This is a genomic window from Pedobacter changchengzhani, from assembly GCF_004354365.1.
In the GTDB taxonomy this organism is placed as follows: domain Bacteria; phylum Bacteroidota; class Bacteroidia; order Sphingobacteriales; family Sphingobacteriaceae; genus Pedobacter; species Pedobacter changchengzhani.
In genome coordinates, this window is sequence record NZ_SJCY01000007.1 from 158,366 (window position 1) to 175,079 (window position 16,714).

General features: G+C 34.6%; 17 protein-coding genes and 1 tRNA gene. 11 read left to right on the top strand and 7 right to left on the bottom strand.

The window, feature by feature from the left end:
* Positions 1-104: 104 nt before the first annotated feature.
* From EZJ43_RS11350 to EZJ43_RS17500, 8 genes are all read left to right on the top strand, one after another.
* Entirely contained in the window at positions 105-986 is an 882-nt protein-coding gene (locus tag EZJ43_RS11350; RefSeq protein ID WP_133262833.1) for a polysaccharide deacetylase family protein, read from the top strand.
* A 111-nt stretch (positions 987-1,097) separates the two neighbouring features.
* Positions 1,098-1,961, top strand: a complete 864-nt coding sequence (locus EZJ43_RS11355; protein WP_133262834.1) for a polysaccharide deacetylase family protein — start codon at positions 1,098-1,100, stop codon at positions 1,959-1,961.
* Between the two features lie 35 nt (positions 1,962-1,996).
* Complete coding sequence (locus tag EZJ43_RS11360) at positions 1,997-3,157, top strand: DUF3298 and DUF4163 domain-containing protein (protein ID WP_165953149.1); 1,161 nt, start codon at positions 1,997-1,999, stop codon at positions 3,155-3,157.
* A 163-nt stretch (positions 3,158-3,320) separates the two neighbouring features.
* Entirely contained in the window at positions 3,321-3,851 is a 531-nt protein-coding gene (locus EZJ43_RS11365) for an RNA polymerase sigma factor (RefSeq protein ID WP_133262836.1), read from the top strand.
* 111 nt (positions 3,852-3,962) lie between these two features.
* On the top strand, positions 3,963-4,058 hold the full coding sequence (locus tag EZJ43_RS17615) for a hypothetical protein (protein WP_394343224.1): 96 nt from the start codon (positions 3,963-3,965) through the stop codon (positions 4,056-4,058).
* Between the two features lie 169 nt (positions 4,059-4,227).
* Positions 4,228-4,380 (top strand): hypothetical protein, encoded by a 153-nt coding sequence (locus tag EZJ43_RS17170; RefSeq protein WP_165953150.1) that lies wholly within the window; start codon positions 4,228-4,230, stop codon positions 4,378-4,380.
* Between the two features lie 518 nt (positions 4,381-4,898).
* Positions 4,899-4,994 carry a hypothetical protein gene (locus EZJ43_RS17580; protein ID WP_317126397.1) on the top strand — a complete coding sequence of 32 codons (96 nt, stop codon included), beginning with the start codon at positions 4,899-4,901 and terminating at the stop codon, positions 4,992-4,994.
* 197 nt (positions 4,995-5,191) lie between these two features.
* Positions 5,192-5,287, top strand: coding sequence for a hypothetical protein (locus EZJ43_RS17500; RefSeq protein WP_243718081.1), 96 nt, complete (start codon positions 5,192-5,194; stop codon positions 5,285-5,287).
* A gap of 422 nt (positions 5,288-5,709) precedes the next feature.
* Here EZJ43_RS17500 and EZJ43_RS11380 read toward each other — a convergent pair whose 3' ends face one another.
* Both EZJ43_RS11380 and EZJ43_RS11385 read right to left on the bottom strand, forming a co-directional pair.
* Positions 5,710-6,024 carry a hypothetical protein gene (locus EZJ43_RS11380; protein ID WP_133262837.1) on the bottom strand — a complete coding sequence of 105 codons (315 nt, stop codon included), beginning with the start codon at positions 6,022-6,024 and terminating at the stop codon, positions 5,710-5,712.
* Between the two features lie 397 nt (positions 6,025-6,421).
* Positions 6,422-7,771 carry a Gfo/Idh/MocA family protein gene (locus tag EZJ43_RS11385; RefSeq protein ID WP_133262838.1) on the bottom strand — a complete coding sequence of 450 codons (1,350 nt, stop codon included), beginning with the start codon at positions 7,769-7,771 and terminating at the stop codon, positions 6,422-6,424.
* 620 nt (positions 7,772-8,391) lie between these two features.
* Between EZJ43_RS11385 and EZJ43_RS11390 the strand changes: the two genes are divergently transcribed.
* The 3 genes from EZJ43_RS11390 (at position 8,392) to EZJ43_RS11400 (ending at position 9,793) form a co-directional block, all read left to right on the top strand.
* Positions 8,392-8,464: transfer RNA gene (locus tag EZJ43_RS11390), tRNA-Lys, on the top strand.
* A 683-nt stretch (positions 8,465-9,147) separates the two neighbouring features.
* Positions 9,148-9,411, top strand: a complete 264-nt coding sequence (locus EZJ43_RS11395) for a type II toxin-antitoxin system HicA family toxin (protein ID WP_133262839.1) — start codon at positions 9,148-9,150, stop codon at positions 9,409-9,411.
* Positions 9,404-9,793 (top strand): type II toxin-antitoxin system HicB family antitoxin, encoded by a 390-nt coding sequence (locus EZJ43_RS11400; protein WP_133262840.1) that lies wholly within the window; start codon positions 9,404-9,406, stop codon positions 9,791-9,793. The genes EZJ43_RS11395 and EZJ43_RS11400 overlap by 8 nt, the downstream gene beginning before the upstream one ends.
* Before the next feature lie 84 nt (positions 9,794-9,877).
* On the opposite strand, the gene EZJ43_RS11405 is transcribed toward EZJ43_RS11400, so the two are convergent.
* The 5 genes from EZJ43_RS11405 to EZJ43_RS11420 all read right to left on the bottom strand — a co-directional run bounded on the left by EZJ43_RS11405 (position 9,878) and on the right by EZJ43_RS11420 (position 16,606).
* Entirely contained in the window at positions 9,878-10,714 is an 837-nt protein-coding gene (locus EZJ43_RS11405) for a phospholipase D-like domain-containing protein (protein WP_133262841.1), read from the bottom strand.
* 204 nt (positions 10,715-10,918) lie between these two features.
* Positions 10,919-11,611 (bottom strand): hypothetical protein, encoded by a 693-nt coding sequence (locus tag EZJ43_RS11410; RefSeq protein WP_165953151.1) that lies wholly within the window; start codon positions 11,609-11,611, stop codon positions 10,919-10,921.
* A 533-nt stretch (positions 11,612-12,144) separates the two neighbouring features.
* A complete protein-coding gene (locus EZJ43_RS17360; protein WP_207924620.1) occupies positions 12,145-12,711 on the bottom strand; it encodes a type ISP restriction/modification enzyme in 567 nt (188 codons plus the stop codon).
* Between the two features lie 31 nt (positions 12,712-12,742).
* A complete protein-coding gene (locus EZJ43_RS11415; RefSeq protein WP_207924617.1) occupies positions 12,743-15,487 on the bottom strand; it encodes a type ISP restriction/modification enzyme in 2,745 nt (914 codons plus the stop codon).
* Positions 15,488-16,345: 858 nt separating this feature from the next.
* Positions 16,346-16,606, bottom strand: a complete 261-nt coding sequence (locus tag EZJ43_RS11420; protein ID WP_207924618.1) for a hypothetical protein — start codon at positions 16,604-16,606, stop codon at positions 16,346-16,348.
* Positions 16,607-16,714: the final 108 nt, after the last annotated feature.

Consider the following 16,714-nt stretch of genomic DNA (forward strand, 5'->3'; position numbering starts at 1 on the left):
GATAGGATTGCCGAAAACAGGCGTAAAAAATATTTATCAACAGCAGAAAATTTTATAGCTAAATGATTAATGTATTGTATAGTTTTGTGTAAATATATTATATAATGAAATTAAATTTTTTAACGGTATTAACAGCAGGAATATTGCTTTTTGCTGGTTGCCAATCTAAATCGCAAACTGAAAAATCAACTGGATCGAAAGATACTGTTTCGGGTAAAGTAAAGGCAGATGAAAATACAGGTACACCTGTTGATGTATCTAAAATAAAAGTTGCCGATGCAGCGACTATTTTGGCGCGTAAACAAGTGCCAATTCTATGTTACCACCAAGTTCGCAATTGGAAACCTACAGATGGAAAAGTTGGTAAGGATTACATTGTGGAAATTCAGAATTTTAAAGACCAAATGAAAATGTTGGCAGATAGTGGTTACCACACCATTTTGCCCGATCAACTTTATGCGTATTTGAATACCGGTGCAAAGTTGCCAAGCAAGCCAATTATGCTAACTTTTGATGATACAGATTTAGATCAATTTACAGTAGTAAACCCAACCCTTAAAAAACTTGGCTACAAAGCTGTTTATTTTGTAATGACCGTTTCTATCGGTAGAAAAGGAAAGTTTGTGGATTATATGTCGTCTGACAATATTAAACAACTTTCTGATGAAGGAAACGTAATCGGAAGCCATACTTATGACCATAAAAACTTTAAAAAATATACTGGTAAAGATTGGGAAGAACAATTGGACAAGCCAACAAAGAGATTAGAAGATATTACGGGCAAAAAAATGACCGAATTTGCATATCCTTTTGGTTTGTGGAATGCTGAAGGTTTCCCTGAATTGAAAAAACGTAATTTCAGAATGGCATTTTCATTGGCCGATAAACGCGACCAAAAAGATCCACTTTACACCATTCGTAGAATTATTGCAAGCGGTTATTGGTCGCCAAAAACTTTAAGTAATAGCATTAAAAATAGTTTTTAAGTATAAATACAGTACATTTAGCTTGTCGAGGATTTTTAAAATTAAGTTTCTCGACAAGCTTTTTTTCACAAATAACCAAATCTAACATTAACCTAGCCCTTTTTAATCCTAATGAAACGATTGCTGCATTTAGCCGTTATCATCCCCCTAATTTTTTCATCCTGTAATTCTGCACCTGCAAAGGGCAAACCAAATATTGTACAAAAACCTGAGGAGAACGTTCAGCAAGATACTGTGCAAGTTAAACCTGCTGATAGCAAAACTATTTTAGCCAAAGTTGAAGTCCCTGTACTTTGCTATCATCAAATTAGAAACAATATTGCTAGCGATAGCAAGCGGGCGCATGACGATATTATTCCGCCAGATAAATTTCGCGAACACATCAAAATGCTAGCAGATAGTGGTTATAAGTCCATATTGCCCGATCAACTCTATAATTACTTGGTTTATGGTGCCAAATTACCCAAAAAGCCGATAATGATTACTTTTGACGATACCGATCAAGATCAATTTACGGTTGGTGCAACAACGTTGAAGAAGTATGGTTTTAAAGGTGTTTATTTTATCATGACGGTTGCTATTGGCAAAAAAGGGCGGATTAATTATATGACCGCAGCGCAGATTAAGCAGTTATCGGATGATGGAAATACAATTGCCAGCCATACTTACGACCATAAAAACTTCGCTCAGTTTAAAGAAGAAGATTGGAAAACCCAAATTGATGAACCCACAAAAAAACTAGAAAACATTACCGGTAAAAAAGTTGAATATTTTGCTTTTCCTTATGGCGTTTTCAAAAAATCATCATTACATAAACTTAAAGAACACGGCTTTAAAGCGGCGTTTATTCTTTCTACCAAACAAGATGAAGATTACCCACTTTACACCATCAGGCGGATTATCGATCCCGGTAGGTATTCTGCAAAAAACTTATATTACAGCATAAACAAAAGCTTTAACAAACCGAAAAAATAACATTTTCAGTTCCAATGAACAAAACTCCGCTCTATATGAAATCTATCATTTATCTGCTTTTATGCATGTTGATTACTTTTTCGGCATGTACCCAAAAAAATAAAAAAATCAATGTTAAAACTCCAGTAACAGATTCGGTTACGCAAGACACCACAAATGTTAGTGGCTTATTTTACAAACGCTTACAAGGAACAATTGGCGACAAAAGCGTAGTGGTTCAATTGCATAAAAATGGAAATGATTACAATGGAAGTTATTATGCAGATGGTTCTTCGTACGAATTATTAACAGATACAATACTGAACGAGAATGAATTTATCTTATTTATTAATAATAGTCCGGATTACTATTTTGACAAAGATTTACAACAGCCACGATTGCATTTAAAACGATTTGGCAGTGGTTTTACTGGCGAATGGATCAGTGGAAAAAAAGATAAAACCTTGACGGTAAAATTAGAAAATAAATACCCCGAAGGCAGTTATCCGTTTACATTTAACAATTATAAAGATTCGATCAAAGCGTATCCTGCAAAAGCAAAATCGCCCACCGCAGAGATTAGTTTCTACTACCTGTTGGCTAATCAAACAAACGAAAGTGCAAAATGGTTAAATAATCAACTCAGAAAAATTAATGAAATAAAGCCTGATGAAGATGTATTGAAGGCTTTGCAGAAACAGGCTAAAACCTACCTAAACGGTTATCGAGAAGAAATAAAAGACGCTAACGCTACCGCAGATAATGAAATGAACTGGATGAATTATACCGACTACAACAATCAAAACATTCAATTTAACGATAAAGGCTTCGTAATTATAAGCAACTTTAATGATAATTATAGCGGTGGTGCACATGGAAATTACAACAGCAGTTTTTATCGCTTCGATGTAAAAAATCAAAAGAAATTGGAACTTAACGACCTATTAAAAATCGATTCAAATTTACTGCAAAAGATTCTAGAAAAAAATCTTCGAAAAAGCTACAATATAAAACCGACCGAAAAACTTACCACAGTATTGTTCGAAAATTATTTAAAGGCAAACAAAAATTTCTATTTCAACGAGAACGGAATTACTTTTTTATACAATCCTTACGAGGTTGCAAGTTACGCACAAGGCCAAATTGTAGTTTTTATTCCTTACTCCGACTTGAAAGATCACTTAAATATTGATTTTATGAAACGGATAGCCAATTAATCGTTTCGCTAGGTTAAATGGACTATTTACTGCTCTTGGGCCTGTACTTTTCGACACAAAGAAGAACTTAAGTAAAACATAAATATATTTTTCACAATTTGTTAAACATTTCTGTTAGCTATTCGTTATTAAACCACATTCTTAATTTAAAAGAGCGATAATAATGACTGAAATTGAATTTAACGAGATGGTAAAAAGTCACTCGGGTGAGTTAAAAAGACATGCGATGAAATTTACAAACGATGTAGAGGATGCGAATGATCTTGTTCAGGATACATTATTTAAAGCCATTAGGTATAGAGAAAAATACCAAGATGGCACGAATTTGAAAGGTTGGCTTTTTACCATCATGCGCAACACTTTTATTAATAATTATCGCCACAATACAAAAACAAATACCTTAATTATCAAGAGAGAAGAAATTTCATCAGAGAATTTAACTTTCAGTGCAACTGTAAATCAAGCCGTTGGCGGGTTTATTTTAACCGACATTAACAACGCGTTGAAGCAATTGCCCGAGCATTACAGAGATCCATTTGTGCGCTATTTTGAAGGCTATAAATACCATGAAATTGCCGAAGATTTAGAAATGCCGATTGGTACAGTAAAAACCCGTATCCACATGGCAAGGGAAATGCTAAAAAAGCATTTAAAAACCTATTCTAAAGAAAATATGAATAATATAAATGGATAGAAATTAGTCAAAAAACTAATCGTTCCATCTAAAAATTTAACTTTCAGTGCAACTGTAAATCAAGCCGTTGGCGGGTTTATTTTAGCCGACATTAACAACGCGTTGAAGCAATTGCCGGAGCATTACAGAGATCCATTTGTGCGCTATTTTGAAGGCTACAAATACCATGAAATTGCCGAAGATAGAATATGCCAATCGGTACGGTAAAAACCCGTATCCACATGGCAAGGGAAATGCTTAAAAAGCATTTAAAAACCTATTCTAAAGAAAATATGAACAATACGACTGGAGATAATATTTAATCGTAAAATTTACCCTTTAAAAATTTATTAAGGGAGAAGAAATTTCATCAGAGAATTTAACTTTCAGTGCAACATTGAATCAAGCCGTTGGTGGGTTTATTTTAACCGACATTAACAACGCGTTGAAGCAATTGCCCGAGCATTACAGAGATCTATTTGTGCGCAATTTTGAGGGTTACAAATACCACGAAATTGCCGAAGATAGAATATGCCAATCGGTACGGTAAAAACCCGTATCCACATGACAAGGGAAATGCTTAAAAAGCATTTAAAAACCTATTCTAAAGAAAATATGACCAATACGACTGGATAAAATATTTAATCGTAAAATTTACCCTTTAAAAATTTATTAAGAGAGAAGAAATTTCATCAGAGAATTTAACTTTCACTACAACCGTAAATCAAGCCGTTGGTGGTTTATTTTAACCGACATTAACAACGCGTTGAAGCAATTGCCCGCGCATTACAGAGATCCATTTGTGCGCTATTTTGAGGGTTACAAATACCACGAAATTGCCGAAGATAGAATATGCCAATCGGTACAGTAAAAACCCGTATCCACATGGCAAGGGAAATGCTTAAAAAGCATTTAAAAACCTATTCTAAAGAAAATATGAATAATATAAATGGATAGAAATTAGTCAGAAAATTAATCGTTCCATCTAAAAATTTAACTTTCAGTGCAACTGTAAATCAAGCCGTTGGTGGGTTTATTTTAACCGACATTAAGAACGCGTTGAAGCAATTGCCGGAGCATTACAGAGATCTATTTGTGCGCTATTTTGAGGGTTACAAATACCACGAAATTGCCGAAGATAGAATATGCCAATCGGTACGGTAAAAACCCGTATCCACATGGCAAGGGAAATGCTTAAAAAGCATTTAAAAACCTATTCTAAAGAAAATATGAATAATATAAATGGATAAAAATTAGTCAAAAAATTACTCGTTCCATCTAAAAATTTAACTTTCAGTGCAACTGTAAATCAAGCCGTTGGTGCGTTTATTTTAACCGACATTAAGAACGCGTTGAAGCAATTGCCGGAGCATTACAGAGATCTATTTGTGCGCTATTTTGATGGTTACAAATACCACGAAATTGCCGAAGATAGAATATGCCGATTGGCACAGTAAAAACCCGTATCCACATGGCAAGGGAAATGCTAAAAAAGCATTTAAAAACCTATTCTAAAGAAAATATGAATAATACGACGGGATAATATTTAATCGTAAAATTTACCCTTTAAAAATTTATTAAGAGAGAAGAAATTTCATCAGAGAATTTAACTTTCACTACAACCGTAAATCAAGCCGTTGGTGGTTTATTTTAACCGACATTAACAACGCGTTGAAGCAATTGCCCGCGCATTACAGAGGTCCATTTGTGCGCTATTTTTGAGGGTTAAAAATACCACGAAATTGCCGAAGATAGAATATGCCGATCGGTACAGTAAAAACCCGTATCCACATGGCAAGGGAAATGCTTAAAAAGCATTTAAAAACCTATTCTAAAGAAAATATGAATAATACGACTGGATAATATTTAATTAAAAATACTATTCGTTGCCTTTAAAAATATTTACCACAACGGTTTTCCATTTAATAAAGCCCATTTTAGCACATTTCATAGATACGTATTCATCTACCTGCGCGGGTACATCGTTTACAATGCGCCAACGAACGGTATATTTTGGATTGTAACTCAGATAAACCACTACATCGTCAGCAGGTTCGCCAGCCATGGTTAATGCCCTGAGGTGTTCGTTCTGTAGCTCCTCTGCCAACTTACGCAAACGCTCATTCATCACTTTTGCCAAAGAAGCTTCAGGTCGAAAATCGGTTTCGTATATCGGCAAAACGGTTACTGTCATTTTATAAAGTTTATCTAAATTAATCTATTCAATTTGTGTTTTACGCTACCCATTTAAGGGAGGCGTAGCACAAATCTATACTAAAATATTTAGTAAGTAAAATTATTACAGCTATTTTTTGTCTAAAAAAAGTGATTATTTTGCTACATAGGGCTAACTAATTCAACATCAGTACACTATTTTTTCAATTTAAAAAATAAATAATTGTCGAAAAGAAGTCGGACAACTACTATTGTACAGTTAATGCTAAACGGACGAAAAAAAACTTTCGTTTGTGTTTTGAAGAAAAAAAAACAAAAAAAAATCCCTCCAAATTAATGAAGGGAATTTTTTATTTATCAATCCATATTAAATGTAGGATAAACACACCTACAAATCACTATTGATTCACCATATTTTAAAATCCGCTATCATCAAGTGCAAACGTATTTTTGCGATCTTTCCATTTTCCTTTCGTAAAATCAGGGAAAGCTTGCGGTGCGTTCCCCTCTTTAAGCGATTTGGTTGATAATGGCGTAATTACACTCATCGTTACCGAATCATAAACATCGATAGGTGTTTGTTTTTTCTGTTTAACCGCTTGCACAAAGCCATTAAAAACAAACCAATCCATACCGCCGTGCCCAGCTCCTTCTGCATCGGCTTCGTATTTTTTCCAAAGTGGATGATCGTATTTTTTAAACCATTCGGATGCTGGATCCCAAGCATCGTAATTTTTAGATTTCTTTTCTATATAAACAGATTTATTCACATCCATCCAAATCCCGTTGGTTCCCTGCACTCTAAAACCTAAAGAATATGGGCGAGGTAAATGCGTATCGTGAGATAAAAGTACCGTTTCGCCATTGGCACAATTGATCATTGTGGTAGTTACATCGCCATTTTTATAATTCAGTTTTGCATTTGGATGGCCTGGCGACAAATCTTCTACATAAGCAGCTAAACCTTTAGCCTTAGAACTGAAAGAAACCAAATTTGTAAAACGGTTACCTCTATTAATATTGGTATATTGCATAATCGGACCAGCACCATGGGTTGGATAAATATCGCCATCTACATCAATATTATACTGTGTGCGCCATTGTGCTTCGCTCAAAGCGTTTGGGCCATACTCCACACCACCACCATATTCTTGTTTACCGTCGTTAAATAAAACAGCACGTAAATCATGTTGGTAGCCACCTTCTAAATGTAAAAGCTCTCCAAAAACACCTTGCCTAACCATGTTTAACGCAGCCATTACATCTCTACGGTAGCAAACATTTTCTAAAGTCATGTAAGGCATGCCAGTTTTTTCGGATGTTTCTACAATATCCCAATGATCTTTAACGGTTAAACCAGCAATTACCTCACAACCCACATATTTGCCGGCTTTCATTGCGTAAATTGCTTGGTCTTTGTGAAATTCCCACGGTGTGGAAATAATTACGCCATCAATATCATTACGGTCTAAAAGCTTTTTATAAGCCTCTTTACCTCCGGTGTATTCAACCGCCGAAGGCCTATTTTTGCTGGCAATTGCTTTTCGGCAAATGGCCAACGATCTTTCCTGCGTATCACAAACGCCAACAATTACCACATCATCTCTCAATAATGCTTCTGCTATGTGGTTCATCCCACGGGCACCAACGCCGATAAAAGCCAATCTAACTTTACCATCGGTTGATGCGAATAATGTACCGGTAGGTAAAATTGTAATTCCTGCCGCTGCAATTGATCCATTTTTAATAAACGTTCTACGATCCATTTGTGTAATATTTGGTTATGTGTGTTTTTTTGAATTTAGAAAATTACGAAAATAAAGCGAAAATACAATCCTCTTTACACTGATATTATAGGAGCGGTGTGTACGAATTGATGCAAGCCTAGAGAAATACAAATCAAACAGCCAAAATGAAAAAACGCTAATTAATTAGTTTAAAGCACATTAATGCAACTTAATTTTGGCATTATCAATTTCGTAATTAACCCTAATGTGCACGTAAACACATCAAAAAAAAAATACGCAATCAAACACAAATGTTACATTTTTTAAGTGTTAAAATATGTTATCGCAACGATATTTTGGTGTAAAACGGATTACAATTTAGTTATTGATAACATGGAGATTCTTCTTTTAAAACATTTACTTCTTGAGGAATGCGCAATGCTTTGGTAAATTTTCAAATTTAAGATCACAATAAATAAAATGCAGTGATTTTACCGACAATTAATTAAAATCGAAGGATAAAATACGAATTCATTTTGAGTAAATTAAAAATTAAATACATGAAAATCATACCGTTGTATAAAGGTGATAAAGATTTTTAAATAAAATATTGATAAATAAACATAAATTTCTATATTTGCACCTCCTTAAACAGGAATGATTCCGTAGCTCAGCTGGTAGAGCATTACACTTTTAATGTAGTGGTCCTGGGTTCGAATCCCAGCGGGATCACGAAAAGCCTCACGGAAATGTGGGGCTTTTGGCGTTTAACAGGGATTCGAACCTGTATTCGTACTTTTGTCTTGAGCGGGTTCGTATTATGTATAACGCGAGCGAAAAATCCCAGCGGGATCACAAAGTGATCATAAAGAGGCTGTCTCATAATCAATTTTGGAATCTCATTCGCAGAATAATATTTTGAGAAACCGTCATTCCCGCTTGCCTGCTGCAAGCAGGTGGAAACGGGAATTGCAATGCTATGGAAAGGCTACGAAATAGCTTCCTGCTGAAGTATTAGGATGCCCTTCGGATAGCTATCGGAACAAGCTGAGCAATCACGATAACGCCAAATTTAATTCCATTATGCGTTCTCAATTTGTTGTTTTGAAACAACCTCTTTTTTTTGCGCAGCAAAAAAACCTTCTCCATAGGAGCCTCTTGAGGAAATGAGAAGTAAGATACTCATCCTTCATCCGTAAAGCTTAGCGGGATTAGAAAGGAAACTTTTTTTATAACCATCAACAAAGATTTAAAAAAGCAACTAAAATTTAGTTGCAAAATAAAAATATTAGCTTTACCTTTATGTTATTCAGTAGCAATTGCTACTAGTTCGGCCCAACAGAAGAATTAATCGTTATAAGAGAATTAACAGGGGAATATATTATGAGATCGGAAAAAACAAACAAAAGACGCTTATGTCACGTAACGAAAAATTACTCAGCAGACTATTATCTGTGCCCAAAGATTTTACTTGGGACGAACTCATAAGCCTTTTGGCTTATTACGATTACAAAAAAATTAAAAGCGGTAAAACAGGCGGTTCTAGGAGAAAATTTGCTGATGCGAAAAAGAATATCATCTCGCTTCACGAGCCACATCCTTCAAATGTAATGAAAGGCTATGCGATCCGCGATGTGATTGAATACTTAAAGACCCACGGGCACATAAAAGATGAATGACATCCTACAATACAAAAATTATTATGCAACTGTACATTTTAGCGCAGTTGATGAGATTTTCTACGGAAAGCTTTTAGCTGTTAATGATTTGATCAGCTTTGAAGGCTATTCAGTGAAAGAGCTAAAAGTGGCTTTTGAAGAAGCAGTAGACGATTATTTGCAAACCTGTGAGGCGATAGGGAAAGTTCCTGACAAAACCTACAAAGGCACATTCAATGTTCGGGTTTCGTCTAACCTCCATAAAGAAGCTTCGTTATTTGCTGCATTCTATGATATAACCCTAAACGAGTTTGTTAAAAAAGCGCTCGCCTTCACGCTAACACACAAAGAACAAATTAGTCGTACTTTAGAAACAGATAATAAAGATTTAAAACCAGCTTAAAAGTTGCAGTTTCTTTTGCCATTGTAAATTACCCGAATTGAGGCAATCAAACTTTTAAAAAACTACACCGTAAAAGTGATGGAATCAAAACCCGAATTTAATTTTCGCGTTTTTCCAGTTTTTTCGCAATATTGGCGCTTTAAAAGATGTTTGTCCATCGCTTTTTTCACCAGAGAAATGGCAATATTTTTCTTTATAATCAAGATTTTTAAAAGTTTCCCAAGATTTGAATGCCGGTAAAGAAAATGGTTTTTCTAAGTTAAAAGGAATCTCAACACCTGTTCTTATGCAATAACCCACCTTTGTGGCATAAATTGGCGTAACAATCTTTTTAACCTCAGGTTTTTTGAAAAATGCTGTCGAGTTATCTTCATTTATCAACTCAACAACCTCTGTTGAAAAGCCAAGCCAGGTAGATTTATACACTTTGCCCCTTTTAAAAATCGTATCCGAATGCTCAATAATTTGATTAACAAATTCTAATGCTTTCTCCCATGCATTATCGCCACTTATCGGCACAAAAGAACCAATTAAAGTTTTCCTACCTTCTATTACAAATGCAGCTTCATAATTATACGCCTGCGAAAATTCGTGCAAGTTCATCGATGATAACATTAACCTATCTTCCGAACAATAAATTTTAGCATGTAACTCTTTAACGTAGCCAATCCTAATATTTGGTAAGGTTTTTAAAAATTCTAAATCTTCTTCGCTCAAACTTTTTACAGGGTTCCTATCATTTTTACCGAATACCACTTCAATTTCTACGTCTGGCTTTTGACCAACTAAATATTTAAGTTCTTTTTTTATTTTGTCATTCAGTTTTATAAAAGGAGAGATTAACAACAAATAATCATCGGCTTCTCTTATGGTTTGTATTATTTTAGCGCTTATCGCATCGCCGTCTAAAAATTTAATCATGTAAATTGTATTGTATTTTTAAATTTTATTTGAGTGATTGTGGTAGTTTAAAATGGGCTAAATTAAACCAACAATTTCTTTTTTTCATTGTGAGTGGTTATATATTCAATGTAATTATTCTTAAATGCAACGAAATATTCAATTTCGTTTACTTTCAACATTACTGTCAGCTTCCGTAAAAAATTTTTCCTTAGCATACATTCCTCACTCGTTGGCAGAATTGATATCGAGAAATTTCTCATTTGGGATAATAGTTTTATCGTTTTCGAACCAATAAGATAACAGTCTGCCAAAAATAAAAATTGACGCATTTCCAAAATTTTCGATACTATTCTTAATCTTCTCGATTTTGATAATCTGATTATTACCATTTTTTACATATAAAAGACTTGAGATTATTCCTGGATCTAATAATATATTACCTCTAGTACTTGGATCAGATAAATGTAAGTTATAAAGACGGATATTTATTTCTTCATTCCCTGCAAATGAACTTTCATTTACCTTTTTTTGAATAAGTTGATAATATGAAAGGTATGCATCAGTAATATTTTTATTAACGGGGAAATTTATCTTTGTCGCTTCAGCCTCTAAAATGCCGGTATTTTCATCGATTATATCTTTGTATTTCATCAAACTATCTTTTGACAACATGATTCTATTTTCTTTTCCTTCTTCAATCTGAATTATATCAACTGTATCGAGAATGGTATTTTTTTTATAACTAACAACTTGGAAAGGCATTAATTGATAGTGTTTAAATTTTCTTGATAAAATTGCATATTCATCAAATACAGGATTGTTTATGCTAATTGATATATCTTCAACATTAAATTTTTCTACTATTTTGCTCATGCCATGATATACCAAACCGATTGAACAAACGATAACGGTCATCCCCCAAATTTTCGTAAAAACCCCATCCAAAACGACAAACGAAACTCCATAAAAAAGGTATATGGCTAATGATACCTTAAGGACAGCAGCAAAAAAAAAGTAAATAAAATTGTTGGTTTCATAGTAGGAAAAGTAAAGAAACAAGCTTACAGGACAATATATTATATAAATAGTTAAAGTAAAAAGTATTACCTTTTTAACCAAATTTTTGCCAGTCGCAATCCACAAAAAGAATGTTAATAAGATCGATATTGGTAAAAACAACGAAATGTCGGATAGAGAGGGCTTAACTAATTCTTTGAAATCTGCGGTCCTCGAATTTATTAAATAAGAAAATGTAAAAACGATTAGATAAAATAAATATTGACTAAAAATCTCTCTGTTTGATTTTCTAACGACTAAATTTATGAATTTTTTCGGCGATATGATAAATATCCAAAGTTCTCTTGTCCAAGTAATAATATTAATTTTAGTTAAATCACTCAATATTTCCATTTAGTTCAATTTTTTTCTATATTTCGAATACCATCTACTTATACCTCCATCACCTTATCAATCTCTGCCATTATCTCCCCTGTCCTACTTAAAGCCTTAATTATTTTTTGATAATGCAGAATATCATCAAATTCTAACGTTCTGCCTTTACGATCTTTTAGCCATTTTTGGGCAGGTTGATAACCGCCTATGTAAAAGTTCCAAGCAACTTGTGGCACATGATCAAAATATTGCGTTTCGTTAATATAAACTTTGCCCATTACGTTCTCGTCATTGCGAGCCTGTTTTTCAGCAGGCGTGGCAATCTGCTCCTCGAGAGAGATTTCTCCTTCCCGATGTATCGGAACAGGCTGTTCCTCGTTCGAAATGACGGCAGGAACGAATACGGGTTTAACAACCAAATTATCTCCATCTATTGGGTATTGCGTAATGTAATTTTCTGTTTCTTCGCTTTCTAATAAATGAAGTTTGCGTAATTGACTACCTAAAGCTACCAAATCATAAAATTCTTTTGCGTGTTTTGGATAAGGCACACGTGGGAAATCTATTTTTAAAAACTCTTTGTATTTTTCTCTGTAAGATGGACTGTGTAAAACAGCATAGATGTAATCTAATAAATCTAGGGGACTAAAAGCCTCACCCCCCCGCCCTCTCCGAAGGAGAGGGAGCCTGACTTTCTATAGCCTTTTCTGCGGTAAATTTTAAACCCAAACCTTCTGCAATTTTGTTAACGATTTCCATGTTGAGGTTTGGAACACGGGTTTGGGTTTCGCCGATGTTTAATTGCGCGTTGGTTTCGCGGTAGAGATAGAGAGGAAAAACGTAGCCCGCTCCAAATAGTCTAGCGCTTGAAGTAATGTTTCCATCACAAGCTAAGTTTGAAACGAAAGTGTGATGGAAATCATCCTGGAGTTGCCTCGGTGCAATAAGCGCCACGTTATCTCCGCCAATCAAATTATTTGTTATTTCCTTCCTCGGATAAGACATGAAACCCTTTGTGTTTCCTGTGTAGTAGCTAAATCTAAAGTCAAAAGGTCTATAGTGAATTTTAATGTAACGTCCCTGTTTTTTAGCTAAATCTGATTTTGCACGCTCATAAGTCCAATCTCTACTGTCTACTTTCTCGCTGTATTTTGTTCTAAAATCATTTTCTGGCAAAGATGAGAAATCGGACATTAGATTTAGTAATTCCTTTTTCGTACGATGAACTGTTAAAAAGTCTCTAGCAGTCACAATACCACAAGCAGAAATTTTAAATAATTCCGAGATTTTGAAACCTTCATTATAAGAGCTTTGCTCTGAGAAATCTTTTGGTATAAAAAAGTAATTGGGCGAATTTTTTTTCAAAACTCCCCAATTCAATGAGCTGATGGTTTTAGAATGTAGTTCTTCATATTTATACTTTCGTTTGCCAAACATATCGTAATGGAAAACCTCGCCAAACTTCCCTTTTACTTTCGAGCTCTTTTTTATCAAAAACTGGATGCTTACCCCTTGCATGATATCGAAAACATTTTCATCTTTTCCTCCACTCGGCGCAACTTCTTTTTTCTTTGCATTGCCATGCAAATCCAAAATATAGATTTTATCAAAACTTTCTAATAAGTGTTTTCTCATTTGGCGATGTATTAATCCATCGATGAATGAATTATTTGAAATATAAGCTAAAATTCCTTCTCCATTTTTATCAATAAAATGCTGTCCAAACCTTATAAATTTTATATAATCATCAGAGAGTGGCTGAATATTTTTTTCATTTAAATCTTTTTTATAATCAGCTGTTAATCTTTCAATCCATTCACTTTTATTTGAACTACTTACGCTGTAAGGCGGATTACCCATTATAACCATCACCGGTGTTTCACGTTTAATGGCGTTCGCTTGGTCGGCTTCGTCACTTAACCAAGTACTAAAAAGTGTACCTGTATCGGGGTGCGCTTCTTCTAACGAGTTGGTTAAAAATATCCGAAAACGTTGGTCGCTTGTTGCTTTATATCCCGTTTCGGTTAACAGCATATCCATTTTTAAATGTGCCATGGCATAACTCGCCATTAACAATTCGAAACCATTTAAACGTGGTATTAAATGTTGGTTTACATAATTGCTCCAAATGCCTTGTTGGCCTTCAAATTTTTTATGAATATGTTTTACCACTTCTGCCAAAAATGTACCTGTTCCGGTTGCAGGATCCAAAATTTGCACTTTATGCACTTCGTGTTCTACTTCAACTTCTTTAAGCTTACTGCGTTGGTCGGTTGTGGCTTTTGTAACGGTTTTAGTTTTAACCTTTATTTTACTGGTATCGGCTAAACCTTGTGGTAAATTAAACTCCGTTTTAAGTATATCATCAACCGCACGCACAATAAAATTTACTACGGGTTGCGGTGTGTACCAAACCCCTCTGGCTTTCCGCAAAGCGGGATTATAGCTTGCCAAAAAAGTTTCGTAAAAATGCACTACTGGATCTTCCTGTTTAGTGCTTTTGCCAAAATTCTTCATAATATCAGCAACATCGGTTGCTAAAAAAATATTAACCAATTCATCAACCATCCAAACCAAACGATGGTCCAAATCGGGGCCTGCAACTTCATGAAATAGTTTTCTTAAAAATGGATTGCTTTTTGGGATAAGTTCAGAAGCTTCCTGTCGGCTAAAAGTTGGCAAAGTTGGGTCATGGTATCGCGCTGCGAACATGCCGTAAGCAATGGTTTGCGAATATATATCCGCAAATGCAGCGTTTGTAATATCATGAATCAGCATTTGCTTAAAAGAAAGCATTTGCTTTTTTAAAGCGGTTAAATTTTCTAATTCGTCATCATGGTTTAACGATTTTTCAATCACATCAGCCATCAGCTTTGCTTTACCAGCCATCATTTCGGCCAATTTTGTTGGGCTTTTTATGGTTTGCGAAATGGTAAGTGCAAAGTTTTTAATTAGATTTTCGAAAGTTCCGTAATTTTCAGGCATGCCAATAATTTGTCCACCCCGCCCTTCGGCCACCCCGCCTGTTGAGAGAAATTGCAATTGTGCAATGGCAATTGATGTAATAAAAACGCCATCTTTATAAAAATGAAAGTCCATATAATCTGTAAAAATCAGATTGCTTAAACCTGCTCTATACCGATCAAATTGTTCTTTTAAAGTTTTACTTTTTAAATCAACACCAATATCTTTTGCTTCGATGTAGCCAACTGGAATATCTTTTCTGGTTAACACATAATCTGGCGCGCCACAAGCTACCCTTGCAGGTTCGTTTGTTACCAAAATATCTGGCAAAATCGCCATCAATAACGATTGTAAATCTCCTCTGTATGTGTGTTCTCTACTAATTCCTGTTTGATATCTTTGATTGAGTGTATTAATATAGGCTTGAATGGTCATACCCCAATATTAAGAAATTTTAACTGTTTTATAAATAGCAAATTATTTAAATTAGGTATGCTTAGCAGTTGTGCAAATCTCGCCAATTTACCCGTTGCACGCTACATAAACTGCTTGCATCTGCTTTACCGTTTAATGCCATTAAATTCGTGGAATTGTCTTCATAATGAACGTCGTAATCTCCATCTTCAAACCTCACGCTATTAGCATTAACTGCATGAGAACCACCCGAGACGTTAAATATTGCTATAGCCTTCGTGCTACCACTATTAAAATTGTTTTTTGAAATAAGATTGTTTTGAATACTTTTTCCTTTAGTAACATAAGGTTGCTTATCACTTAAGGAAGCATAAATATTTGAAACCTCAATAACGCCCCCAACAAATACTACGGATTCTGATGATTAAATGCTATTTCCAATTATATTAAAAAATCCTTGAGCACCGTTAGTACCAAAATAAGTAGCTAACGCTTTATAAAGACAATCATTTTTTGTTGGGTCAATGCTCTCCAATAATCCCGAATGCTTCATTAAATGACATCACTTCCAATTCATTTTCGAGCATATCAAATGCTAGTTTTGCTGTATTTTCATATAATATTTGGTTTCTAAAGATTGCTAATTTTTCACAGTTAGTAAATTTAAAGGAAATATTCAACTCTACCTCAATTTATTGCAATACCCCAAGTTAACTAAACCCGACCGACAGCGGTATGCCGATTTTTCTTCGGCATTTAGCAAAGGGCGGGGCTTTCGGAACCGATTGACACAGGACCCTTCGTTTCCAAATCAATTTAAAAACAAAAAGGAGCAAATAAATCTGCTACTCTCAAATAAATTCTAATAAAAACCTCGGTTTAAACCTGTCGCTCCTTCTTCTTAATGATATAATAAATTGGAATACCGAGCGATACGATAATTAGGCCGAGCCAAGTGTATTGTTGTTTATAAATAAGCAGCAAACCGCAAAATGCAGCGCCAATTACCAAATAAATAATTGGTGTAACTGGGTACAACCAAGTTTTGTAAGGTCGTTCTAAATTTGGTTGTTTAAATCTCAAATAAATTACGCCAAATACCGTAATCATGTAAAAAAGTACAATTACGAAAGAAATCATATCCAGAAGATTTCCGTATTGACCGCTTAAGCATAAAACAGAGGCCCAAATACATTGCAGATTTAATGCATTTTAAATTGAGTTCGGAGAAAGTGAGAAGGCAATAAA

Bases quoted from the DNA above. Each gene is read 5' to 3' on its own strand.
- EZJ43_RS11405 (WP_133262841.1), bottom strand. From the start codon at position 10,714: ATGATTAAATTTTTAGACGGCGATGCGATAAGCGCTAAAATAATACAA.
- EZJ43_RS11365 (WP_133262836.1), top strand. From the start codon at position 3,321: ATGACTGAAATTGAATTTAACGAGATGGTAAAAAGTCACTCGGGTGAG.
- EZJ43_RS11415 (WP_207924617.1), bottom strand. From the start codon at position 15,487: ATGACCATTCAAGCCTATATTAATACACTCAATCAAAGATATCAAACA.
- EZJ43_RS11410 (WP_165953151.1), bottom strand. From the start codon at position 11,611: ATGACCGTTATCGTTTGTTCAATCGGTTTGGTATATCATGGCATGAGC.
- EZJ43_RS11395 (WP_133262839.1), top strand. From the start codon at position 9,148: ATGTCACGTAACGAAAAATTACTCAGCAGACTATTATCTGTGCCCAAA.
- EZJ43_RS11385 (WP_133262838.1), bottom strand. From the start codon at position 7,771: ATGGATCGTAGAACGTTTATTAAAAATGGATCAATTGCAGCGGCAGGA.
- EZJ43_RS11380 (WP_133262837.1), bottom strand. From the start codon at position 6,024: ATGACAGTAACCGTTTTGCCGATATACGAAACCGATTTTCGACCTGAA.
- EZJ43_RS11400 (WP_133262840.1), top strand. From the start codon at position 9,404: ATGAATGACATCCTACAATACAAAAATTATTATGCAACTGTACATTTT.
- EZJ43_RS11350 (WP_133262833.1), top strand. From the start codon at position 105: ATGAAATTAAATTTTTTAACGGTATTAACAGCAGGAATATTGCTTTTT.
- EZJ43_RS11360 (WP_165953149.1), top strand. From the start codon at position 1,997: ATGAAATCTATCATTTATCTGCTTTTATGCATGTTGATTACTTTTTCG.
- EZJ43_RS11420 (WP_207924618.1), bottom strand. From the start codon at position 16,606: ATGATTTCTTTCGTAATTGTACTTTTTTACATGATTACGGTATTTGGC.
- EZJ43_RS11355 (WP_133262834.1), top strand. From the start codon at position 1,098: ATGAAACGATTGCTGCATTTAGCCGTTATCATCCCCCTAATTTTTTCA.